The organism is Iodidimonas sp. SYSU 1G8 (assembly GCF_039655775.1).
In the GTDB taxonomy this organism is placed as follows: Bacteria; Pseudomonadota; Alphaproteobacteria; order SMXS01; family SMXS01; genus RI-34.
The window spans coordinates 801181-824068 of sequence record NZ_JBBYXJ010000002.1; the positions used below are offsets into that span (position 1 = coordinate 801181).

Genomic DNA, 22888 nt, shown 5'->3' on the forward strand with positions numbered 1-22888 from the left:
TGTCGGCCGCTTGCGGCGCGCGGGCAAAGGCCGCTGATGACGAGATCGACCGGACTGCCGCGCATCGACCGGACCGGCCTGCTTTCGGTGGCGACGGCGGTCCCGCCGCATCTGCTGACCCAGGTCGATGCGGCCCGTATCGCCCGCACCCTTTTCGCCGCCCGTTACCCTGACTTCGACCGCCTGGAGAAAGTATTCGCCACGACCGGCATCCAAACCCGGCACCTGATACGTCCGGTGGACTGGTATCTGGAACAGCGTGGCTGGGGCGAGCGCACGGAAGGGTACCTGGACGGCGCCTGCGACCTGTTCGTCGATGCCGCGCGCCGCGCGCTCGATGCCGCGGGGTGCCAGGCTTGCGAGGTGGATACGGTCATCACCATCTCGTCCACCGGCATCGCCACGCCCAGCATCGAAGCGCGGGTCCACGGCCGCATGGGTTTCCGGCCCGATGTCCAGCGCGTGCCGGTCTTCGGATTGGGCTGCGCGGGTGGTGTTCAGGGCCTTGCCCTCGCCGACCGTCTGGCCCGCGCCGCGGCCGGTTCCACGGTATTGCTGGTCGCGGTCGAGGTTTGTTCCGCGGCCTTCCGCCTCGATACGCTGACCAAGGCCAATATCGTCGCCACCGCGCTGTTCGGTGATGGCGCCGCGGCCGCCGTGCTTCGATCCGGGGCCGTGGGACTGGCCAGCATCGAGGGCGCGGGCGAGCACCTGTGGGCGGATACTCTGGGCATCATGGGCTGGAGCGTGGACGAAGTCGGTCTCGGGGTGATCTTCGACCGCGAGATTCCACCCTTCGCGCGTGACAATGTCGGACCGGCCATCGACGAAATCCTCCGGCGGATCGGGGTCGAACGGAGTGCCGTCGGCCGGTTCGTCTGTCATCCGGGCGGCGCCAAGGTGGTGCAGGCCCTCGAGGCGACACTGGATCTGGGACAGGGCACGCTCGACCATGAACGCGCCGTCCTCGCGGCCCACGGCAACATGTCGGCCCCGACCGTGCTGTTCGTCATGGACCGCGTGCTGAAGGCGGGGATGCCCGGCCGCGCCGTCATGACGGCGCTGGGACCCGGCTTCTCGTGCGGCTGCGTGTCGCTGGAGCGTGCTGCGTGACCCTCGTCCTGGGCATTCTGGTTTTCGTGACGATGCAGCGGCTGGCGGAACTTGTCCTCGCCAGGCGGAACACGGCCCGGCTCATGGCGCAGGGTGCCATCGAAGCCTCGCCCGGCCACTATCCGCTCATCGTGCTGCTGCACGGCGCCTGGTTGGCCGGGCTCTGGTATCTGGCCGTCGGACAGGACGTGAATGTGGGCTGGCTCGCCGTGTTCGCCGCGCTGCAGGCGCTGCGGGTCTGGGTATTGGTCACGCTAGGCCCGCGCTGGACCACGCGGATCATCATCCTGCCCGGCGCGCCGCTGGTGAGGAAAGGACCCTATCGCTTTCTGAGCCATCCCAACTACTGCGTCGTCGCCGGCGAGATGCTGGTGCTGCCGCTGGTCTTCGGGCTGCTCTGGTATGGTGTTGTGTTCAGCCTGCTGAATGCCGCCATCCTCGCCGTGCGTATTTCGGCCGAGAACAAGGCGCTCGCGCGGTGAGCGTGCCGCCGGCCATGGAAAGACCGGTGTCGGTCGCGACATGGGTGGGCTTTGCCGCCATGTGCCTCGGCATGTTCATGGCGATCCTCGACATCCAGATCGTCGTCACGTCCATGCCGGCGATCCAGAGTGCGCTGGGTATTGCGCCCGAGCGCATGAGCTGGATCCAGACCTCCTATCTGATCGCCGAGATCATCGCGATTCCCCTAACGGGACTTCTGACACGCATGCTCACCATGCGGGTGCTGTTCGTGGCCGCGGTCTGTCTGTTCAGCGCCGCCTCGCTGGGCTGCGCGCTCAGTGACGGGTTCGCCGGGCTGATCGCCTGGCGTGTCGTTCAGGGCTTTGCCGGCGGCGTTCTCATTCCGCTGGTGTTCGCCGCCGTCTTCCTGCTGTTTCCCGCGAGGCTGCAGGGCATCGCCACCACCATTGGCGGCGTCCTCGCCGTGCTGGCGCCCACCATAGGTCCGCTGGTGGGCGGCTGGATCACCGAGACGTTCTCATGGCACTGGCTGTTCCTGGTCAATGTGGCGCCGGGGATGCTCGCCGCCATGCTGGCATTTTTCGCTCTGCCGCGTCAGCGACCCGACTGGAAGCATGCGGCCGTGATCGACTGGCCGGCGCTGCTGCTGATGGCGTCGGCGCTGGCCGCGCTGGAGATCGGGCTCAAGGAGGCGCCGCAACGAGGGTGGGTCTCGACCGTGGTCGTCGGATTGCTGATCCTGAGTGTCGTGGCCTCCATCACCTTCGTGCGCCGGACACTGAAGCGATACTGGCCAATCGTCGATCTCAGGACATTCCATGACCGCCTCTTCAGCGTGGGATGCGTGTTGAGTTTCGTGCTCGGCGTGGGCCTTTACGGCTCGGTTTACCTCATGCCGGTGTTCCTGGGATTCGTCCGGGGCTACGGACCGCTGGAGATCGGCACGGTCATGCTGGTAACTGGCCTGGCCCAGCTGGCGACCGCGCCTCTCGTGGTCTGGCTCGAACGGCGGGTCGACGCGAGGCTGCTGACGGCCTGCGGCTTTACCCTGTTTGGCATCGGCATGGGCATGAGCGTCTTCCAGACTCCGCAGGCGGGCTTCGACGAGATGCTTTGGCCGCAGATCGTGCGTGGCAGCGCGATCATGCTCTGCCTCCTGCCGCCCACGCGTCTCGCGCTGGGTCACCTACCGCCCGAGCGCGTGGCGGACGCCAGCGGCCTGTTCAACCTGATGCGCAATCTGGGCGGGGCGATCGGTATTGCCCTCATCGACACGGTGATCTACGGCCGCGCGGCGCATCATGTCACCCAGCTGGCGGCGGATCTGATGGCTGGCAGCCGCGACGCGGCGCAGTTCGTCGGTTTGCCGCTCAAATTCTTCAAGGGCGTTCCGTTGAGCGGCCTGGACAGCGGCGCCATCGACTTCGCCCGTCCGCTGGTCGAGAAGGCCGGGCTGGTGATGGCGATCAACGAGGCGTGGGCCATGCTGAGTGCGATCACTGTTCTGGCCGTGCTCGCCCTGCTGGCGGTCGCTCCGCGCCGTCGGCGCCCGCGCGGCTGATCCGGAACCGCACGGGAGATACGCCTTTCTCGGCAATTGTAATCCGCCTGTAAGCGGCGTAGGTTCCGCCGCGATGGTGCCCGTGAGGGCTTCAAAGGGAACACGGAAAGGCTGAAGCAGGCCCAGGCCGTGGCTGTCCCCGCAACTGTAAGCGGCGAGTTTCGATGCGATTGACCACTGAGGCCTTGTGCCTTGGGAAGGTGCATCGAGGCGGCGACCCGCGAGCCAGGAGACCTGCCATCGCGTCGTCCTTCCAGCTACCGGGGTAGTGGGTGGTGCGGGTTTCCGCTGTGACGACACCGTAACTGGGTCGCACGCTGGTGGAAGCCGTACAATGGGACGTTGCCTGTCCTTCCTTTCAAGACAAACGACGCGAAACGCGTCCGGCTCGCCGTGCCCGTTCGACCTCCTGACCTTGTGGCTGTGGAGGAAACCGATGCCAATCAATAGAACAAGCCGGCGCAACCGGACATTCGTCAGCGCGGTCGCGCTTTTCGCGGTCGCGACTGGTCACGCCGTCGCCGCCGATGGCGTGCTGCCCGGCGATACCATCGTGGTGACCGGGGCCATGACGCCCGCGCCCGCCTCGGAGCTGGGCTATTCCCTGTCGGTGCTCACCGAGCAGGATATCGTGCAGCGCCAGAATCCGGTCGTCTCGGATCTGCTGCGCAGCGTGCCCAGCGTATCGGTCAGCCGCTCGGGCGGCCCGGGACAGCTCACCCAGATCCGCATGCGCGGCGCGGAAGGCAACCATACGCTGGTACTGATCGACGGCGTCGAGGCCAACGAGCTGAACTTCAACGGCGAATTCGACTATGCCTCGCTGCTGGCCGTGGGCGTCGAGCGAATCGAGGTGCTGCGCGGTGCCCAGAGCGCGCTCTATGGTTCAGATGCCTTGGGCGGCGTCATCAACATCATCACCAAGGGCGGCAAGCCGGGCTTCCAGGCGGAAGGCTCGGTCGAAGGCGGCTCGTTCGGGCAGCGCCAGGTGACGGCGCTGATGTCCGGCGGCGTCGAACGCTTCTATGGCGCGGTCTCTGCCGGCTATTTCGGTACTGACGGCATCAACTTGTCCCGCATGGGCACGGAAAAGGATGGATCGCGCGTCTTCACGGTCAGCGGCAAGGCGACAGCTCTGCTCAGTGACAGCTTCCGGCTGGATGGCACCGCGCGGCTGGTCGACAGCCACAGCGAGACCGACCGGCAGGATTTCGATTTTCCGTCGACGCCGACCAACGGCCTGATCATTGATTCCAGCGACGAGCAGGACAATCGCCAGTTCTATGGCCGGCTGGGCGGCGAACTCTCGCTGTTCGAGGGCACGTGGATTCACAAGGCGGCGGTTCTCTATGCCGACACCGAACGTGAATACATCAACGACAGCAGCGATCTCACGGGCAACAGCGGCTCGCGGCTGAAGTTCGAGTACCAGAACACGGTCAACTTCCAGACCCCGTCCTTTCTCGACGCGGACCACCATGTCACTGTCGCGTTCGAGCGCGAGGAGCAGGATTTCCAGAACTACGGCGCCGTCCCGGACGCGCTGGAGAACCAGAAGCGTTCCGACAGCCAGAACAGCTTCATCGGCGAGTACCGCGTCGGCTTTGCCGAACAGGTGTTCCTGTCCGCCGGCGTGCGTCATGACGACAACGAACTGTTCGCCGACGCCACCACCTACCGCCTCGCGGCGTCCTGGCGGATTCCTGGCAGCGGTACACGCCTGCACGGCAGCCACGGCACGGCGATCACCAATCCCGGCTTCTTCGAACTGTTCGGTTACTTCCCGGATTTCTTCGTCGGCAACCCCGGCCTGAGCCCGGAACGCTCGAGCAGCTTCGACGTCGGTGTCGAGCAGAAGTTCTGGGGTGACCGGATCACCGTCGACGTGACCTATTTCGACGCCAATCTGCACGACGAGATCGTCACGGTATTCGACTCCAATACCTTCCTGACCTCGGTGGAGAATCTGGTCGGCAAAAGCCGCCGCAAGGGTCTCGAGCTGATGCTTTCGGCCAATCTGACGGACGAGCTGTCCATCGGCGGCAGCTATACCTACACCAGCTCCAGGCAGCCGGCCGGCGGTCGTGAAGTGCGCCGTCCCAAGCATCTGGGCAATATCAACGTGAACTACGCGTTCGCGTCCGGTCGCGGCAACGTCAATCTCGACCTGTCGTATAATGGCAAGCAACTCGACAATGAATTCGTCGATACGACGCCTGAATTCATGGTGACGCTCGACGATTACCTGTTGGTGACCCTGGCGGCGAGCTATCGCCTGACCGAAGCCGTCGAAATCTACGGCCGGGTCGAGAATATGATCGACCAGGATTACGAGGAAGTGTTCTCCTACCGCTCCCCGGGCATTGGCGCGTTCGCCGGCCTGCGGGTGAAACTGGGAGAGTAAAGGAATGAAGGCGGCGGGTTGGCATGGCGTTTTGTTCTGCCTGCTCGCCGCCTGTTTCTGCCTGCCCGCCGAGGCGGCGCCCCGGCGCATCGTCTCCATGGGTCTGTGCACCGACCAGCTCGTGATGATGCTGGCCGATGAAGACACCATCCAGTCGGTCCACTGGGTCACGCAGGAAGCGGATGACTCCGCCATGGCCGGACGGGCCGCCCGCTACACAGCCAATCATGGCCTGGCCGAGGAGGTGCTGCGCATGCGGCCGGACCTCGTCTTCGCCGATGGTACCACATCGCCCCTCGCCACCGCCCTGCTGCGGCGCCAGGGCATTCCCATCGTCACCGTGCCCGTCGCCGATACGTTCGAGGGGACACGACGTAACATCCGGCAGGTGGCGGCCGCGCTGGGACGGCCCGCGAAGGGCGAGGCGATGGTCGCCGACTTCGACGCCGCGCTGGTTCGCACGAAGGGCGCCTTGGCCGGCGAAAACAGGCGCGCCCTGGTCTATGGCGCGAACGGCTTCTCCGCCGGCGTGCCCAGCCTGTTCAACGACGTCCTGACCCATCTCGGCTTGACGAATATCGCGGCCAGGCCGGGCATGGCCGGCTGGGTCAGCATGTCGGTCGAGGATGTGCTGCGGGCCGATCCGGATCTGCTGATCCTGGGCGAATATCGTCCCGAAGCGCCCTCCCAGGCCAATCTGATGCTGGAGCATCCGGCGCTGCGGGCCTTGCGGCGTGACCGTCCCGTCGTCAGCGTGGCGACCAATCTCTGGAACTGCGGCACGCCCTTCGTGGCCCGCGCGGCCGCCGTTCTTGTCGAACAGGTGCGCGGCATCGACACGGTGGCGCGGCCATGACGGGGGCGCGCGTCATTCGGGGTCCGGTACTGTACGGGCTGCTGGGCGGCCTCGTCGTCGCGCTGTTCGTGCTCTCCATCATGATCGGGCGCGGCGGCGCGTGGCTTCCCGCGGGAAGCGGCCTCGATCCCGCGGTCGCCGATATCATCCTCTACGAGGTGAGGCTGCCGCGCGCCTTGCTCGGCGTGCTCGCCGGCGCGTCGCTGGGGCTTTGCGGGGCCGCGTTGCAGGGGTTGCTGCGCAACCCGTTGGCCGAACCCGGGCTGGTCGGCGCCTCGAGCGGCGCGGCGCTCGGGGCGGTGATCGTGTTCTATTTCGGCCTGTTCGGCGGCGTGCTCGCCGTGCCGCTCGGCGGGTTCATCGGCGCGCTGGGCGCCCTGCTGCTGCTGTACCTGCTGGCCGGCCGGGCGCCCGAGGCCATGACCCTCATCCTGGCGGGCGTTGCCATCAACGCCTTTGCCGGCGCGCTGACCTCGCTGGCCCTCAATCTCGCCCCCAGTCCTTGGGCGGCGCTGGAGATCGTCTTCTGGATGCTGGGCTCCATCGCCGATCGGGGCATGGAACATGTGATGTTCGCCGCGCCCTTCGCGCTGGCGGGCATGGCACTGGTGACGACGGCGGGCGGCGCGCTCGATGCGCTGAGCCTGGGACAGGACACGGCGCGCAGCCTTGGGTTCAGCCCGCGCAATACCACCATACGGGTGATCCTCGGGACAGGACTTGCCGTGGGCGCGGTGGTTTCCGTCACCGGCATGATCGGTTTCGTCGGGTTGGTGGTCCCGCATCTGCTGCGGCCGTGGGTCGGGCACCACCCGAGCCGGCTGCTGCTGCCGAGCGCCTTGGCGGGCGCGGCGGTGCTGCTGGCCGCGGACATTCTCGTGCGGCTGCCGCTGCGGGGGCCCGAGCTGAAGCTGGGCGTGGTGACGGCCCTGATCGGCGCGCCGTTCTTTCTCCACCTCATCCTCAAGATGCGGCGGATCGATCCATGACGTTGCTCGCCGCCCACGATCTCCATGTCTCGTTCGGTGCCTTGCCCGCGGTGCGCGGTGTCGGCTTCACGGCCGATGCCGGAACGCTCATCGGCCTGATTGGTCCCAATGGCGCGGGCAAGACCAGCCTCATCCGCGCCCTGGCCGATCTGGTTCCGTTCACCGGCGCCGTCGAGATCGACGGCCGAGCCTCCAGCCGTTTTGGCCGTCGGGCCTTCGCGCGGCAGGTCGCCTATCTGGCGCAGAACCAGCCGGTGCATTGGCCTTTCACGGTCTCCGATCTGGTGGCGCTCGGCCGTCTACCGCACCGCGCGCCATTCCAGGGCGCCTCGCGAGATGATCGCGCGGCGGTGGAACGGGCGATCGCGCTCGCGGCCGTCGGCGACCTGTCCGCCCGCCGCGTCGATGCGCTGTCGGGCGGGGAACGGGCGCGTGTGCTGCTGGCGCGCGCGCTGGCGGTTCAGGCGCCCATCCTGCTGGTCGATGAGCCAATCGCCTCGCTGGACCCATACCACCAGATCGAGATCATGGAGGTTTTGCGCGCCTATGCCGAGGCGGGCGCGCTGGTCATCGCCGTGCTGCACGACCTGACGCTGGCGGAGCGCTTCTGCCATCGTCTGCTTCTGCTGCGGGATGGCGAGCTGCTTGCCGATGGCCCGCCCGCGACGGTCCTGGTGGATGATAACGTGCAGCGCGCCTATCGGGTCGCCGTCATCCACCACGTCCATGATGGACAGAGGATCACCGTGCCGTGGCAGCGGGTGAACGCGAAATAACCGCGCCGGCAGCGCACGGCCGTTTCGGCCCGCGACGCGCGCCTGTATAACCGGAGGATCCTTCCCGCCCGTCATGGCCCGCATGCGCATCCTGCACGTCTTCGATCACTCCATTCCGTTGCACAGCGGCTACACCTTCCGTAGCCTGGCCATTCTCCGCCAGCAACGGGCGTTGGGCTGGGAAACCCATCATCTCACGGGCCCCAAACAGGGCACGGATGAGGAAGCGACCGAGGCCGTCGAAGGCCTGGTCTTTCATCGCACCCGGCAGCCACCGCCATGGACCCGCTCCCTGCCGCTCATCAAGGATCAGGCCATTGTCGATGTCCTGGCGCGACGTCTCGAGGCGGTGGCGCGCCAGATCCGGCCCGATGTGATCCACGCCCATTCCCCGGTCCTCAACGCCCGCGCCGCGCTGGCGGTGGGCCGCAGACTGGGCATCCCCGTCGTGTACGAGATCCGCGCGTTCTGGGAGGACGCCGCCGCCGCCCATGGCACGTTCCGCGCCAACGGGGCGCGCTATCGTATCGCCCGCCATCTGGAAACCATGGCGGTCCGTCAGGCCGATGCCGTGACGACGATCTGCGAAGGCCTGCGCCAGGATATCGTGGCGCGCGGCGTCCCAGAGGGCAATGTGACGGTGATTCCCAATGCCGTTGACCCCGAAGAATTCGCCCATCCGCTGCCACCTGATCCGGCGCTGAAGGCGTCACTGGGTCTCTCGGACGCGGTCGTGCTCGGGTTCATCGGATCGTTCTATGGGTACGAAGGGCTCGACCTCTTGCTCGAGGCCATGCCGGCAATTGTCGCCCGCGCGCCTCAGGTGCGCTTGTTGCTGGTTGGCGGCGGCCCGGAGGAGCAGTCGCTGCGGGCGCAGGCCGCGCGCCTGTCTCTTGGTGAGTCCGTGATCTTCGCCGGTCGTGTGCCTCATCAGGACGTGGCGCGGTACTACGCGCTGGTCGACGCCTTCATCTACCCGCGCCATCCCATGCGCCTGACCGAGCTGGTCACGCCGCTGAAGCCGTTGGAGGCCATGGCGCAGCGGAAGCCCGTGCTCGCATCCGATATCGGCGGGCACCGCGAGTTGATCCAGCATGGCGCGACCGGACTGCTGTTTCCCGCAGGCCGTCCGGACGCCGTCGCCGATGCGGTCGCGGACTGGGTGGCGCATCCCGCGCGCGCGGCCGCGCTTCTCGACCAGGCCTATCGTTACGTGACCGAAGTCCGGACCTGGGCGAACAGCGTCGGCCGCTACGCGCCGGTCTATGGCCGCCTCGCCAGGCCATGAAAAAAGGGGATGCGCGAGGCATCCCCTTTGATCTCGTCGGTCGTCTTCAGGCCTATTGAGCGATGCGCAGATTATTGATCTCCGTCGCGATGGCGATGAAGGCCGCTTCCAGTTCGTCATTTGACGGCGTGTCGAAGTACTGGTCCGGCCGGCCGGCGCATTCCAGGAAGGTTTGCTTGGTCGCCGCGTTGGGGCTGCCGAACGTGATCGTGTAGAGCGTCACGCCATTATCGCGCAGCTTGGTGCACATGCGTTTCATCTTGTTGTTCAGCACCGTCTGCGCCTGGCTGTTGCTGGTGGTGCCCAGACGGTTCTCGGCGATCCGGCCATAGGCGCCGTAATCCGTATTGTCGGGGACGTTACCCTGGACCACATAGGCGCTGCTGCTGGTCGAGAAGCCAGCCTTGCCGGGCAGGCCGTTGACCGGCGTCTTGCCGTCGTCGCCCTTGGTGCCATTGCCCTCCCAGTCGAACCATTCGTTGACGCCGTCGGTCAGCAGGATCAGGACCTTGTCCCAGTTCTCGGTATTGTAGTCGAGCGGGTACTCGGCCGGCGTGTCGCCGCCCCACAGCCCGCGCCATTCGGGCGACAGGGCGCGCCAGCCCCAGGCGAGGCCCAGATTGGACATGGTGCCACCCCGGTGCCAGGGCTGCATGTTGTTGATCGCGGCGATAGCGGCGGCCTTGGACTGCTGCAGCGGCATGATCGGCGGCGGGCAACCCAAATTCGGGCCGGTGCCGTTGTTCTGCGCGCTGTTGGCCTCGTTGATCGACGGCCAGTCATTGTCGCCCTTGATCGGGCTCCAGGTGCCGTTCTTCTTGACCTGCATCAAGGTGTTGTTCTTGTCCTTGTAGGTGACGTTCTTGGTCGAGGGCCACGACATGACTTCCCACTTCTTGGTCGAGGGCGTGTCGTCCGTTTCGTCATAGGGATCGGGACGCGCCATCACGCAGCCCTTCCAGGTGGTGCCAGCGAAATAGGTGCTGTTCGCCGCGCTGTTCCAGGTGCCGCCACCGGGCGCCTGGACCCAGTCGGTGTGAGTGTTGCCGATGTTCACCATGGCGGCGTAGGGCACCAGCGAGATGTAGAAGTTCTCGATGGTCTCCCGGTCGCCATACAGGATATCGACCAGTTTCTTGGCCGACGACTTCATGGACTCCATCATGCTGACCGACGAGCCGCTGAGATTGCTGCGCATCGAGCCCGTATTGTCCATCACGAGCACGAGCTCGACGCCGCGGCCGTTCCTGACCACGGTGGACGACGCGGACACGGTCATGGCTTCAATACCCAGCAATTGCATGAACGCGGTCGGCATGTCTGCCGAAGCGGTGACTACGACCTGCTGCGCCGTCGGCGTGACGCTGATCGTCGGTTCGGTCATGCCGTGCACGTTGTCGGGCATGTTCGCCTTGAAGAAATTCTGCGCCGCCGTCTTGGCGGCGGTTTCGCGCACGCTGAACGTGCCGGACGTATTCTCGTAGGCGCGGCCGCCCGCGAGAGCCGCGGAATCGAGCGCGTTCTGCATCTCGACCCTTCCGGAATGCATCCGCGCGTAATCCACCGCGACGCCGACGAATCCCAGAAGCGGCACGGCCATCAGGCCATAGATAATGGCCATGGCGCCGCGATTGTCGCTCGCCCACGACCGCACGAGTCTTGTCAGGCGCGTCGATGCCTGGCTCGCGTTGTGACCCACCATCTCACTTCCTCCATGGTATCTCGCACCGCTTTTTCCGCAGCGGTTGGAGCCGCGCCACCATCCGGCGTGACGTGCACGTCCTTTTCGCTTTGGCGGCGGAGTCATTACTATCAAAAAACTAAGTAACGGAGTAGATTTTTATGAAATTACTTAGATTAAAATGAGGTTAAACTGTGAATATAATTTAAATAAAATTTTATCAAAAAGTTAATAACTATTTTTTACTAGAGAATTCATTAATTGCTCGGTATTGTTCGGGCTCTAATGTTGGCGGATGCCGAGATGACCCCGCGAGTTATGCAACCCTTCAGGTCCTGGTTCGGGCGTGCCGCACGTGATCGGCGCGGCTCCGTCATGGTCGAGTTCGCGCTGGTCATCGGGCCGTTCTGTATCCTCGTCATGGGGGTGATTGAACTCGGCCTTGCGTTCTGGGCCAACAGCCTGCTGGACAGCGCGACCCAGGAAACGGCCCGCAAGATTCGCACGGGACAGATTCAGGCCGCCGCTGCCGAGGAAGATGCGCCAACGGCGGACGAGCTATTCAAGACGGAATTGTGCGGGACCCTAAAGGTGCTGCTCAAATGCGACAGCAGTCGTCTCGCCTATGACGTGCGGGAGTCCACGTCGTTCGGAACGGTGGATTTGAGCCCGCCGCCGACCGATGAGGAAGCGGGGGTGGTCATCACCCAGTTCCAGCCTGGAACCCGAGACGAGGTCATCCTCGTCCGCACCTACTACAAGTGGGGCTTGATCACGCCGGGCATGAGGCGCCTGTTGAGCAACCATACAGACGCCGATGGCAATCTTTTGTTGTCGTCGACGGTGGCGTTCCGCAACGAACCGTTCCCTGAAATCGCCAGCTCTGAGGAATAAGGCCGGAGTCGGATAATGTATCAGGTCGCACAAAAGGGCAGGAGCAGTCAGACACGGTTGCAGCGCATGGCCGTTCGTTGGCTGCGAGACCAGCAGGGCGTCGCCGCGGTCGAAATGGCGCTGATTCTGCCGATTCTGGTTCTGATGATCGTCGGAATGTCCGAGACCGTGGACATGATGATGGTCGACCAGAAAGTCACCACCATGACGAACACGACAGCGGACCTGGTGTCGCGCGTGGCGAAGATCGACAATCAGGGGCTGAACGATGTGTTCGCCGCGACCCAGGCGATCATTCAGCCATTCCCGACGACGGGGCTGTCAATAAAACTCACCAGCATCAACAAGAATTCGAGCAACCAGGTGAAGGTCCACTGGTCCGCCGCGACGACCGGCACCACGCCTTACACCAAGGGTGCCAACTATACCAAGGCGCTGCCGACGGGTGTCCTCGGCACCAACGATTTCGTGATCATGGCCGAGATCACCTATTCCTATGCCGGCCCGTCGACCGATTTCATCATCGGTCCCAGCACGCTCACCTCGACGTACTATTCCAAGCCGCGCCGCTCCCGCAGCGTGTTGCGCTGCGACAACCTTTCCCTGAGCGCGCCGACCTGTTACTGACAAATCCCGTGCACCGCCATCATGGCGCCGCGCACCCGCGTTGTTATTCCGTCAAATCCTGAGTTTACGTAAACAGCCTGTCTGGCTGTGGTCGCGTCTATAACGGCGCGGCGATGACCTGTTCGTAAAGCGCCAGCGTCCTCTGGCCAAGAACCTGGATCAGGAACGCGATGGCCAGTCCGATCAGACCGACAAGGAGCGCGTACTCGACGAGAGTCGCGCCCTGCTCGTTCTTGATAAAATGTTTTGTCACCTTGATCACGAAGGATCGCCCAAGCGTTACTAAATCCAGATTCTTATTACATCATGAGGTGGGGTGCGGAGCAATCGAATTACCGCCTCACCGGTCAATAATTCGCTCTGCTAACTGACTGATATTGGTGTTTTAATCCATCATCTTCCCCATGATGCCGGGCCGGTGCCAAGCCGCCTGCTTTCTTGTTCGCGGCAGCCGTAGTACGCTGAGCAGGCATCAGGGATGGAGAACGATTCTGTTGGGTATCGAGGGCTTCGACTGCTCGCGCGCGACTCGCGTCGGTCGGCGATTGATCCTGTGCGGCGCCGTCGCGGCGCTATCCGCCTGTCAGCACGATCGAGCCCCGGCGGCGGTGGATTTGGGGCCGCCGCCCGACACCGGTGTTGTCGCGATGATGGTAGCCGACGCGGCTGATCGGGCAGGCGACACGGCGTCGGCCGCCGATCTCTACGGCCAGGCCATCTCCGAGGGCAAGGCCGGACCACGCGCTTATCTGCGGCGCGGCGAAATCCTTCTATCCATGGGCCGCGCGCAGGATGCGGCGTCCGTGTTCCAGCAGGCGCTAAAGGGGGGAATCGATACGCCGGACATTCGCCGTGGGCGGGCGCGGGCGCTTCTCGCTCTTGGACAGGCGGGACCGGCCCTTCAGGAGTATGATTCGCTGCTGATAGCCGAACCGGCGGATGTCAGATCGATGAACGGGCGCGGGGTCGCGCTGGATATTCTTCAGCGCCACGCCGAGGCCCAGGCCCAGTATCGCGCGGCGGCCGACGCGGCCCCCGGAGACATGTCGGTCCAGAATAATCTGGCGCTTTCCTACGCGCTCACTGGTCGCACGGAGGAGGCCATCGATATCCTGGAAAGGATAGATGCCGCCGGCGCCTCGACCGTTCAGCACCGGCAGAATCTTGCTCTGCTGTACGGTCTGACGGGCCAGGTGCCGCGCGCCGAGGCACTGGCCACGCGCGATCTGGGCGAGGAGGCGGCGCGCAAGAATCTGGATGTCTATGCCCGCATGCGTCACCTGCTGCCTGGTCCCGTCGAGGCCGCATCCGGCAATCCCGTCGCGCCAGCGTTGCAAGACGCGAAGTCGCAGGCTTGGGTCATCGACCTTGGCGCCTTTGCCTTGCCTCAAGCGGCGGCCGACCACTGGAATGACATGCGCCGGATCTATCCGGAGCCGTTCGCCGGACTGGCGCATTATGTCGAGAAACAGGCGGACGAGAGCCATCTGGTCGCCGGCCCCTTCTGGAACGAGGCCCGGGCCCGCGAGATATGCGGTCGGCTCGAGGCCGATGGCCGGGTGTGCGTGATCCGTCTTTCCGACGCGCCGCCGCCAGCCTAGAACGCGGCCATGGACTGAATGATCGCTGGCCCGAGCAGGACGCCGAACAGGCAGGGCATGATGAACAGCACCATCGGAATGGTCAGGGTCGCGGGCAGGCGCGCCGCCTTTTCTTCCGCCTTAAGCATGCGCTGGTCGCGAAAATCGCTGGCGAGCACCCGGAATGACTGCGACAGCGGCGTGCCGTACCGTTCGGTCTGGCTGAGCGTGCTGACGACGGACTCGATGGCGGAAACGCCGGTCCGGTTCAGGAAATTTGTCAGGGCTTCCTGACGCTGCGGCAGGATGTTCAACTCCACGGACGTCAGGGTCAGTTCATCGGACAATTCCGGATGGCTTTCGACGATTTCACCGGCAACCCGGTCGAAGGCGGAATCCAGACCCAATCCGGCCTCGGTGCACACCACCATCAGGTCGAGCGCGTCCGGCAGGCCGCGCTCCAGCTTGGTCTGGCGGCTTTTCGCGATGCGGCCCAGGACATAGTCGGGGGCCTTGAAACCGGCGACGGTGCACAGAACGAAGACACCCAGCTTCATCAGCTGCGACTTCTCGGCGATCGCGGGGACTGTATAGGTCAGGATGAGGGCGCCCACGACCCAGACAAGGGGCGATATGGTGCGGACCATGACGTAGACACCCAACGCCTCGTTCGAGCGCCATCCGGCTTGGGCGAGGGTGAAACGGGATTTTGCCGCCTGCGCGCCCCGCGCGCGGCGAAGATCGGCGGCCACGCGGCTGAACAAGCTCTTCTGCTGAAATGGACGCCGCGTTTTGCCGCCCACCTGCGTATGGCGTTGACGCGCCCTGATCTGATCGCGGTGGGTCGTCATCGCCTTGACGCGCGACCTCATCGGGTCGCGCTCGATGACCGATGCCCACACCACGAAGATGACACTGACGATAATGATGCTGGCGCCGATGGGAATGAGTTCGGCGATGCTCGCCTCGGTGAAGAACTTGATGATCTCGTTCAAAAGTCGAACCTCACCATTTTGGCCATCACCCCGAAGCCTAGCGCCATGCTGAGGCCGGAAAAGTAGAGCACAGTATGGCCGGCATCTTCCTCGAAGAGCACGTTGATGTAGTTGGGGTTGAGGACGAGCAGCGCCGCCATCACGACGAAAGGCAGGGCGCCAATGATCAGCGCCGAGGCTCGGGCCTCCGACGACAGCGCGCGAATTTTCAGGTGCATCTGCTGGCGCGACCTCAGCAGTCGGGACAGATTGGACAGGGCCTCGCTCAGATTGCCGCCGGTTTCCTGGGTGATGGAGAGCGATACGGCCAGGAAGCTGTAATCGGTCAGACCCAGGCGCTGAACCGATTTGCTCAACGCGGCGTTGAGTGGAACGCCGATCTGGATCTGGTCGCTGATCCGCGTGAATTCATCAGCCGCGGGACCGCTCAGATCGCGCGCGATGGCGTGGATGGCCTCCGAAATCGGGAGGCCGGACTTCACGCTGCGCACGATCAGGTCGATGGCGTCGGGCAGGTCCTTGAGGAACAGCTTGGCCCGTCCCTTGCCTCGGGACGAGATGATCACGCTCGGCAAGGTGACGCCGATTGCCACGCCGCTGATCAGCGAGAGCAGGAAACTGAGATGGGCGAACCACATGATGGTGAATGTGGACACCAGCGCCAGACCGCCCGCGATCAGCAGCATGGCGGTCACGCTGATATCGAAACCGGCCCGTTCCAGCTTCAGCCGAAGCAGGCCCATGTTGGGCAGGATGCGGCTAAGCCGCTTGTCGCTGGCGGCCGTGCCGCGGCGACGATTCGCCACCGCGCGCAACGCGGGCGTGCTGGTCACGCCGCCTTCTTCCTTCTTCCCGGCCGCATTGCCCCCCGCCACCATGATCTCGTCGAGCCGCTTGCGCAGGCGGCGCTCGTTCGGCGAGCCATAGGCCATCAGGAATACGGTCGTGACGATCGCGGCGACGCAGAACGCGATGGGGATGATCGGGTGCTCGATGAGAAAATCCATCATCATGCGGCCTCGTTGAGCGCGGACAGCAGGGCGCGGTCGAGGCCAAAATAGGCGGCCTCCTTCAGAAACGCCGGCCGCAAGCCCGAATAGCGGAATTCGCCGACCAGGCGGCCATCCACGACCGCGCCGCCATATTCGTAGGTGAACAGGTCCTGCATCAGGATCACATCACCTTCCAGGCCGACCACCTCGGACACCTGGGTGATGCGGCGAATGCCGTCGCGCATGCGCTCGACCTGCACGATCATGTCGATGGCATTGGCGATCTGGGTGCGCATGCTGCGCTCGCTCAGCGAGTGGCCGCCCATGGACACCATGTTCTCGAGACGGATAAGCGCCTCGCGCGAGGAATTGGCGTGGATCGTGGACAGGGAACCGTCATGGCCCGTGTTCATGGCCTGCAGCATGTCAATGGCTTCGGCGCTGCGGATTTCGCCCAGGATGATCCGGTCCGGACGCATACGCAGCGAGTTCTTCACCAGGTCGCGCATGGTGATTTCGCCCCGTCCCTCGATGTTCGGCGGGCGCGTCTCCAGGCGGACAACATGCGGCTGCTGCAACTGCAACTCGGCCGCGTCCTCGATGGTCACGATGCGCTCGCCCACGTCGATCATGCGCGACATGGCGTTGAGCAGCGTCGTCTTGCCGGAACCCGTACCGCCGGAAATCAGGATGTTGAGGCGCGAGGCGGCGGCGACCTTCAGCACAGTGCACATGGCGGGAGAGATGTTCTTGGTCCGCACCATCACGTCGAGCGTGATCTTCTTCTTGGAGAACTTGCGGATGGAGATGGACGTACCGTCGAGCGCCAGCGGCGGCGCGATGATGTTGACGCGGCTGCCGTCGGGCAAGCGGGCATCGACCAGCGGCACGGATTCGTCGATGCGCCGGCCGACGCGGCTGACGATGCGCTGCGCCACGTTCATCACATGGGCGTTGTTGCGGAACACCACCTCGGTCAGGGTCAGCTTGCCACCCTTCTCCACGTAGACCTTGTCCGGGCCGTTCACCATGATGTCGGTTACCGCCTCGTCCGCCAGGAGTGGCTCCAGCGGGCCGAAGCCGATCATTTCGTCGACCAGCTTCTTGGTCAGCTCCTGCTGTTCGCGCTGACCCAGCACGATGCGGCGCTCCAGCAGAATTTCGCTGACCAACCCGCCCAGTTCTCCCTGCAGTTCCTCGCGCGACATGCGCACGGCGGCCGAGGCATCGATGCGCTCTAGAACCTCGGCCAGAATCTCGTCGCGGCTGTTGTCGGCGCCCTGACGTTTGCTCGCCTTCGCGCCCAGTGCATTCAGATCGTCGGCCGTGTCGGGCAGCGCCGAGATCTGATCGGGGGCGGGACGGGCCGGCTGCGCCACGGGGACGGGCGGCGCGCTGCGGCCGTTGATGTCAACCGAGGGAGACTGCCGGCGGCCGAACATGGGCTATTTCCTCAGGCGGGCGAACAGGGATTTGCGGCGCGGCGCCACCGTCTTCGGCGCGGGGCCGGCGAGACGCTCGGCGACCTGCTCAATGGAGCGCGCCGTGGCGCTTCGGGTTTCGATCAGCGGCTGCCCGAGATTCGCCGCTTGAAGCACGGCGTTGGGTTCGAAGCCGATCTTGAAGTCGATCTTGCGGCCGATCCCCTTCTCGAATTCGGCGACCGGAATTTCCGCCTTTGCGTTTTCGCCCGCGCGGTTCACTGCTACGATGATCTGGCCGCCCGGATTGCTTTCGGTGACGAATTTCAGCAAGCGGACCGTGTCGCGCATGCCAGCCAGCGACAGGTCCGACACGACGACCGTGGTCCCTGACAATTGAAGCGTCCGGTAGACCAGGTCGGACGCGGAGCGCGGCAGATCGATCAGGACAAAATGGAAGCTTCCGCGCAATTCACCCATCAGGGCATCGACCGCGAACCGGTCGACGCCGTTGAGGCCCTGGCTCAGGCTTTCCTCGCCGCCGACCACGAACAGCCGGTCGCCGCACGGGCTCATGACCCGCTCGAGGAACAGGCTGTCGATCCGGTCCGGCTGTTGCAACGCATCCGCCAGGCCTTCGCGGGGCTCGGCCCCCATCAGCAAGCCGAGGTTGCCGAAATGCAGATCCATGTCGACCATCGCGACCCGCCGCTTGCCGCTTCGCGAGATGGCCCAGCCGCAATTGCCGACAAGGGTGCTGACGCCCGTGCCGCCGCGCGTGCCGATGAACGAGATGACCTTTCCCGTTCGTCCGAGGTTGGAGAGGCCGCTGGTGGGATCCTCGAGCGCATTGATGGATCGTAGCAGGCTCTCCTGCTCGACAGGCTTCACCAGATAATCGGCGACCCCCATGCTTAGCAGATCGCGGAACAACGCTACGTCGTTGTCCGTGCCGATGGCGATGAGCCGGGTACCCAGTTCGCAGACATCGGCCAGTTTCATGATCTCGTCGAGCGGGTCGGTCGCGCCATCGATATCGATGATCAGCAAGCGGGGCGAACGGACGTGTTCAAGGTGGGCGCGCGCTTCGAAGATCGACCCCTGCCGGACCAGGTCGTCGGGCAGCAACAATGATTCGGCGATCGCCCGAACAATGGACTCGCTTGAAGCATCACCCACGAAAGCCAGGAAGGGGTCGCGCTGGGCGCTGCTTTCCTCGATGACGACGGGTTTCACCTGCATGCTATTTGGCCTCGCTGGTCTGATCGCGCTCGATTTCCTTGATCTTGTCGAGCCTGTAGCGCTGCACAGCGTCCGCTTCGCGATAGCCGGGACTCGGTGCCAGTTCGCGGTCGCCTGTCAGGTCGCGGGGATCGGCGATCATCAGGCCCAGGTTCCGCTCGTTGGCGCAGCCGAGGGCTCGCTCACCGACCGGTTCATCCGACCATCCCTGGATACCAGTCCGCTTCACGACCTCATGCCCGCAGTCCGGCAAGACTACGGTGTAGCGCAGCAGGGCGACCTCGACGATATCGCGCAACTGCGGCGTCTCGACCACCCGGATGCGCGACGGCGCGTATCCGCCGGCGACGAAACTGCGGTGCAGATCGTCCACGATCGCGCCATTGCGCTGAGGACCGGCCATCAGCGCGGTCCGGATTTCGATGTGGTCGCCTTCTTCCCTGCCCTGCATGGTCAGAAACTGGTTGAGCCGGTCGATCTGGGCGCGGCTCAGACGGGTTTGGACACGGTCCAGATCCATGCGGTGCTGTGACGTGGCCAACGACACCTCGTTTCGCGGTGTCGTGTCCACATAACCGTGACGCGGTGGAAAATAGGTGTTGGTGGTCCGATCGCAGGCGGCGAGAGCGGTGACCGTCAGGCTTGCCGCCAGGATCAGTCTCGCGGAACGGCATGCAATATCGCGGCTTGGTGTCATCGGCATTACTCCACCATGAACCCGACGGGCCCGGCGATCTGGCCGGTGGCGACGGGATTGGTTTCCGCTACCGGGCGCTTCATCTGGCCGATCAGCAATTTCTCGAACTGCCTGTCGGATACGGGCCGGTCCGTGGGCAGCGTCGGCTTCTTGCCCGCGCCGATCGGCCGGACGAGATAGGGGGTCGCGATGATGACCAGCTCGGTCTCGGCCGATTGATAGCGCTTTGACTGGAACAGCTTGCCCAGGATCGGAATGTCTCCCAGCGCCGGCACCTTGTTGATGTCGTTTGCCGTGCGGTTCTGCATCAACCCCGCGATGATAAAGCTCTGGCCGCTTGCCAGTTCTATGGTCGTTTCCGCCCTGCGCGTGGTCAGGCCGGGAATCTGGAAATCCTGCAGGATGATCGCGCCGGTGTCGCTCAGCTGGCTGACTTCCGGGCGCAGGCGCAGACTGATCCTGTTGCCGCTCAGCACGGTCGGGGTGAAGGAAAGGCTCACGCCATAAGGCTTGAACTCGATGCCGATGGTGTTGTCGTCGATCCCGATGGGGACCGGGAATTCACCGCCCGCGAGGAACGAGGCCGTTTCGCCGGAAATCGCCGTCAGATTCGGCTCGGCCAGCAGCGACACCAGGCCCTCTTTCTCAAGCGCCTCGATGGTCGCCTGCAGCGTGGCCGGCCCGAAGCGCTGGCCGATCGTCGCGAAATTGGATTCCGCGCCGGCGCTGGTCTGCGGCGGGCTGGCGATGATGTTGAACTGCGTGTCGCCCGTCAGATCCTGCGCCCGCCAGCTGACGCCGACGATTCGCAGCACTTCCTTGGAGATTTCCGCGAAGCGGATGCGCAGATTGACTTGGGTCGGCGCCGTGACGGATATCCGGTTGAGGACGGTTTCCTTGTCGCCTAGGAACCGTTCGGCGACGCGCTGGATTTCTTCCGCTTCCTGCGCGCTTTCGGTGACGCCCGATATCACCATGCCGCCATCCACCGATGACAGCGTGATCTCGGCATCTGGGGCGATGGCATCGATCAGCTTCTCGAGACGACTCAGATCGTGGCCGACCTTGATGGTGACGTTCACCAGCGGCTTGTCGTCGGCATCGAGGACGAAGAGCGAGGTTTCGCCGGACTTCTTGCCGTAGACGAAGACGGCCTTCTGCGAGCGGCTTTCCACATCCGCGATGCTGGGATCGGCGACGAACACCGTCGCCGCCGGTTGGGTGAGGTGCAGGACCGTGCCCTTGTGGACATCGACGTTCACCATCGTCTCGCCAGGGGAGATGGCGCGGGCCGGGACGGCGCCATAGGCCAGGACGGCGACGGCGCACGCCATGACGAGCATTGATCTGAGTTGACCGGCGAAGCGGCGCGCGGTGGGTGCCTTGGCACGTACGAAAATCATTCAGTAGCCCCCGGTGTGAACTGTCGCCAGTTCCTAGTTCTTGTTGGTCGTGCCGCCGCGTATCACGGCGGGCACGCTGACCTTGCTTGTTTCCGATCCCAGGGCCATCGAGGCATTGAAGTCCCAAGTGGCCATCCGCCCGTGATGATCGTTTTCCGTCGTCTGAATGCTGCGGAGCACCAGGGACAGTTTACCCATCTCTTCGGCGAGAGCGAGCAGTTGCGCATCCCGCGGCGTTACTTCGAGCGTCGCGGTCCGGCCGACTTCCGGCGCGGCGGGATCGCTGGTGATTTTCTGGTCCAGCGCCAGCAGGCGGACGTCGGAGATAAGAATTTCGCTGGCCTTGCGCTTCAGATCCTCTTCCTCGGTTTTGATCTCGATGGTCTGGGTCAGCAGCACGTCGACCCGGTCGCCGGGCAAAATGAGGCCGGCGCCGCTGGAGGACGCCGTAACCGAAATGGCCATGGCGCGCTTGTCGGGCTCGAGAATGGCGGCGAGAAAGCCGCGTTCGCCCGGTTTCACGATAAGGCCGGCGACGAGGGGCTGCCCCTTCGACAGGTTGAAGCGGACGACGCCGCCGACGATGGACGCTTCGGCCTCGGAGACTTTCGCCTCCTCGGTGTCCTTGGTCTTGCTGATGAACGCATCGGACAGATTGTTCTTGGGCCAGGGCGTCCACTCCACGTGGTTCGGCTTCAGCAAGGTGCCGGGAACCAGCGCTTCGGTCGCGGTCAGCACCTCCACCATTTCTGGCGGCGGCGGCATGTTGGCGTTCGCGTCGGTCTGCGTCTTGCTGTTCCTCGCCATCCAGGACTGGGTGAACAGAAGCACGCCCACCACCAGCGCGATGTTGATGGCAAGCAGGATGATGAAGCGCGCTTTCATCTCAGTTGGCCTTTTCCAGAACTGTTTGACCCACGGCTACCACGCTTCCGAAGGCGATGGCGATGCCGTATGGCACGGTGCGCGCGGTTTCGGGGACGGCGCTGGCGCTTTGCGTCGGCAAGCCGAGGCGAAGTGCCGCGAGGATGGTCACGGCGACGGCCGCTCCCGCGATCGCTGTGTAGAACACGAAGACATCGATCTGTCCCGTGCCGACCCACAGGCCCACGGCCGCGATCATCTTCGAATCGCCGCCGCCCATGACCTTGAGGCCGAAAAAGACAAAGCCGGCGACCAGAAAGATGGCCCCGGCGATCAGACCGCTCTGCCAGGACGCGAAGCCGGCGGCGGCATAGGGAATATACAAGGCGGCGATGGACAGGATTGCCCAGTGCGAGATGTTTCGCGACCGGCAATCCTCGATGGCGCAGCAGACCAGCACACCGAGAAATGCTGTCAGCAAGACGAGTTGTGCGCTACCGATGCCCGACATGAATGCGCCACCCTTCGACGGGGGTCTTGAACGTCACGTCGGACGGCAGCGGGTCGGGGAGAGCGCCAATTGTCAATGGGAGATGACCAAATTGACGCGTCCCGATCCGGTCTGCCGTCCGATCCTGATCTCCGAGAACTGGAATGCCAGGATGAGTGACGTCGATTATTAGAGCGCGACCTGGTTGCCGACTTCGTCGAACAGAAGATCGAGGTTGGTGCCGACGGTCTGCAGCGCCACGACGAGAACGACGGCGATCAGGGCGGCGATCAGTCCGTATTCGATCATGGTCGCGCCTTTGGTGTCGCCGATATAGGTCTTGATGAGATTGATCATTGTATAGTCCTCCAGTCCTTGGTTGCTTGTCCGTTTCGGCTGGTGCGTGTTCGCCTTGGTTCCGCCGAGACAAGTAATAAAAGCCACATCCAAAAGTACTTCGCAAAATATTTTTATTAATAAAAACAAATATAAAAATTGAAACAAATTATTGTCTTTGGATTGTTAAAGTATAGTTGGCGCCAGCGGTTCT

Annotated in this window: 22 protein-coding genes and 1 riboswitch; of the genes, 11 read left to right on the forward strand and 11 right to left on the reverse strand. The window is 64.2% G+C overall.

The window, feature by feature from the left end:
* Window positions 1-36 precede the first annotated feature (36 nt).
* From WJU17_RS14820 to WJU17_RS14855, 8 genes are all read left to right on the forward strand, one after another.
* On the forward strand, window positions 37-1113 hold the full coding sequence (locus tag WJU17_RS14820; RefSeq protein WP_346328177.1) for a type III polyketide synthase: 1077 nt from the start codon (window positions 37-39) through the stop codon (window positions 1111-1113).
* A gap of 32 nt (window positions 1114-1145) precedes the next feature.
* Window positions 1146-1595, forward strand: a complete 450-nt coding sequence (locus WJU17_RS14825) for an isoprenylcysteine carboxylmethyltransferase family protein (protein ID WP_346328960.1) — start codon at window positions 1146-1148, stop codon at window positions 1593-1595.
* Between the two features lie 59 nt (window positions 1596-1654).
* Entirely contained in the window at window positions 1655-3139 is a 1485-nt protein-coding gene (locus tag WJU17_RS14830) for a DHA2 family efflux MFS transporter permease subunit (protein ID WP_346328961.1), read from the forward strand.
* Window positions 3140-3196: 57 nt separating this feature from the next.
* Window positions 3197-3396, forward strand: a riboswitch (cobalamin riboswitch).
* A gap of 179 nt (window positions 3397-3575) precedes the next feature.
* Window positions 3576-5543 carry a TonB-dependent receptor gene (locus WJU17_RS14835; protein ID WP_346328178.1) on the forward strand — a complete coding sequence of 656 codons (1968 nt, stop codon included), beginning with the start codon at window positions 3576-3578 and terminating at the stop codon, window positions 5541-5543.
* A 4-nt stretch (window positions 5544-5547) separates the two neighbouring features.
* Entirely contained in the window at window positions 5548-6399 is an 852-nt protein-coding gene (locus WJU17_RS14840; RefSeq protein WP_346328179.1) for an ABC transporter substrate-binding protein, read from the forward strand.
* Window positions 6396-7388 (forward strand): iron ABC transporter permease, encoded by a 993-nt coding sequence (locus tag WJU17_RS14845; protein ID WP_346328180.1) that lies wholly within the window; start codon window positions 6396-6398, stop codon window positions 7386-7388. The genes WJU17_RS14840 and WJU17_RS14845 overlap by 4 nt, the downstream gene beginning before the upstream one ends.
* Window positions 7385-8164 (forward strand): ABC transporter ATP-binding protein, encoded by a 780-nt coding sequence (locus tag WJU17_RS14850; protein ID WP_346328181.1) that lies wholly within the window; start codon window positions 7385-7387, stop codon window positions 8162-8164. The genes WJU17_RS14845 and WJU17_RS14850 overlap by 4 nt, the downstream gene beginning before the upstream one ends.
* 82 nt (window positions 8165-8246) lie before the next feature.
* Window positions 8247-9452 carry a TIGR04063 family PEP-CTERM/XrtA system glycosyltransferase gene (locus tag WJU17_RS14855; RefSeq protein ID WP_346328962.1) on the forward strand — a complete coding sequence of 402 codons (1206 nt, stop codon included), beginning with the start codon at window positions 8247-8249 and terminating at the stop codon, window positions 9450-9452.
* A gap of 52 nt (window positions 9453-9504) precedes the next feature.
* On the opposite strand, the gene WJU17_RS14860 is transcribed toward WJU17_RS14855, so the two are convergent.
* Complete coding sequence (locus tag WJU17_RS14860; protein WP_346328182.1) at window positions 9505-11154, reverse strand: TadE/TadG family type IV pilus assembly protein; 1650 nt, start codon at window positions 11152-11154, stop codon at window positions 9505-9507.
* Window positions 11155-11508: 354 nt separating this feature from the next.
* Between WJU17_RS14860 and WJU17_RS14865 the strand changes: the two genes are divergently transcribed.
* Window positions 11509-12027 carry a TadE/TadG family type IV pilus assembly protein gene (locus WJU17_RS14865; RefSeq protein WP_346328183.1) on the forward strand — a complete coding sequence of 173 codons (519 nt, stop codon included), beginning with the start codon at window positions 11509-11511 and terminating at the stop codon, window positions 12025-12027.
* A 66-nt stretch (window positions 12028-12093) separates the two neighbouring features.
* The gene (locus tag WJU17_RS14870; RefSeq protein WP_346328184.1) at window positions 12094-12654 is read left to right on the forward strand and encodes a TadE/TadG family type IV pilus assembly protein; all 561 of its coding nucleotides are present in this window, start codon (window positions 12094-12096) and stop codon (window positions 12652-12654) included.
* Window positions 12655-12751: 97 nt separating this feature from the next.
* On the opposite strand, the gene WJU17_RS14875 is transcribed toward WJU17_RS14870, so the two are convergent.
* Window positions 12752-12907 (reverse strand): Flp family type IVb pilin, encoded by a 156-nt coding sequence (locus tag WJU17_RS14875; RefSeq protein WP_346328185.1) that lies wholly within the window; start codon window positions 12905-12907, stop codon window positions 12752-12754.
* A gap of 241 nt (window positions 12908-13148) precedes the next feature.
* Here WJU17_RS14875 and WJU17_RS14880 point away from each other — a divergent pair, with 241 nt between their 5' ends.
* Window positions 13149-14255, forward strand: a complete 1107-nt coding sequence (locus tag WJU17_RS14880; RefSeq protein WP_346328186.1) for a tetratricopeptide repeat protein — start codon at window positions 13149-13151, stop codon at window positions 14253-14255.
* Here the strand turns inward: WJU17_RS14880 and WJU17_RS14885 are convergent.
* The 9 genes from WJU17_RS14885 to WJU17_RS14925 form a co-directional block, all read right to left on the reverse strand.
* Window positions 14252-15229, reverse strand: coding sequence for a type II secretion system F family protein (locus WJU17_RS14885; protein ID WP_346328187.1), 978 nt, complete (start codon window positions 15227-15229; stop codon window positions 14252-14254). The two genes, WJU17_RS14880 and WJU17_RS14885, sit on opposite strands and share 4 nt — an antisense overlap.
* Window positions 15226-16242: a type II secretion system F family protein gene (locus WJU17_RS14890; RefSeq protein WP_346328188.1), complete on the reverse strand. Its 1017-nt coding sequence runs from the start codon at window positions 16240-16242 to the stop codon at window positions 15226-15228. Before WJU17_RS14890 ends, WJU17_RS14885 begins: the two co-directional genes overlap by 4 nt.
* Window positions 16239-17663: a CpaF family protein gene (locus WJU17_RS14895; protein ID WP_346328189.1), complete on the reverse strand. Its 1425-nt coding sequence runs from the start codon at window positions 17661-17663 to the stop codon at window positions 16239-16241. The genes WJU17_RS14890 and WJU17_RS14895 overlap by 4 nt, the downstream gene beginning before the upstream one ends.
* A 3-nt stretch (window positions 17664-17666) precedes the next feature.
* Window positions 17667-18884 (reverse strand): cellulose synthase operon protein YhjQ/BcsQ, encoded by a 1218-nt coding sequence (locus WJU17_RS14900; protein WP_346328190.1) that lies wholly within the window; start codon window positions 18882-18884, stop codon window positions 17667-17669.
* A 1-nt stretch (window position 18885) separates the two neighbouring features.
* Entirely contained in the window at window positions 18886-19581 is a 696-nt protein-coding gene (locus WJU17_RS14905) for a CpaD family pilus assembly lipoprotein (protein WP_346328191.1), read from the reverse strand.
* A 5-nt stretch (window positions 19582-19586) separates the two neighbouring features.
* Window positions 19587-20984, reverse strand: a complete 1398-nt coding sequence (locus WJU17_RS14910) for a type II and III secretion system protein family protein (protein ID WP_346328192.1) — start codon at window positions 20982-20984, stop codon at window positions 19587-19589.
* Window positions 20985-21017: 33 nt separating this feature from the next.
* Window positions 21018-21869 (reverse strand): Flp pilus assembly protein CpaB, encoded by an 852-nt coding sequence (gene cpaB / locus WJU17_RS14915; RefSeq protein WP_346328193.1) that lies wholly within the window; start codon window positions 21867-21869, stop codon window positions 21018-21020.
* A gap of 1 nt (window position 21870) precedes the next feature.
* Window positions 21871-22359 (reverse strand): prepilin peptidase, encoded by a 489-nt coding sequence (locus tag WJU17_RS14920; protein ID WP_346328194.1) that lies wholly within the window; start codon window positions 22357-22359, stop codon window positions 21871-21873.
* A 168-nt stretch (window positions 22360-22527) separates the two neighbouring features.
* Window positions 22528-22695, reverse strand: coding sequence for a Flp family type IVb pilin (locus tag WJU17_RS14925; RefSeq protein ID WP_346328195.1), 168 nt, complete (start codon window positions 22693-22695; stop codon window positions 22528-22530).
* Between the last annotated feature and the right edge of the window lie 193 nt (window positions 22696-22888).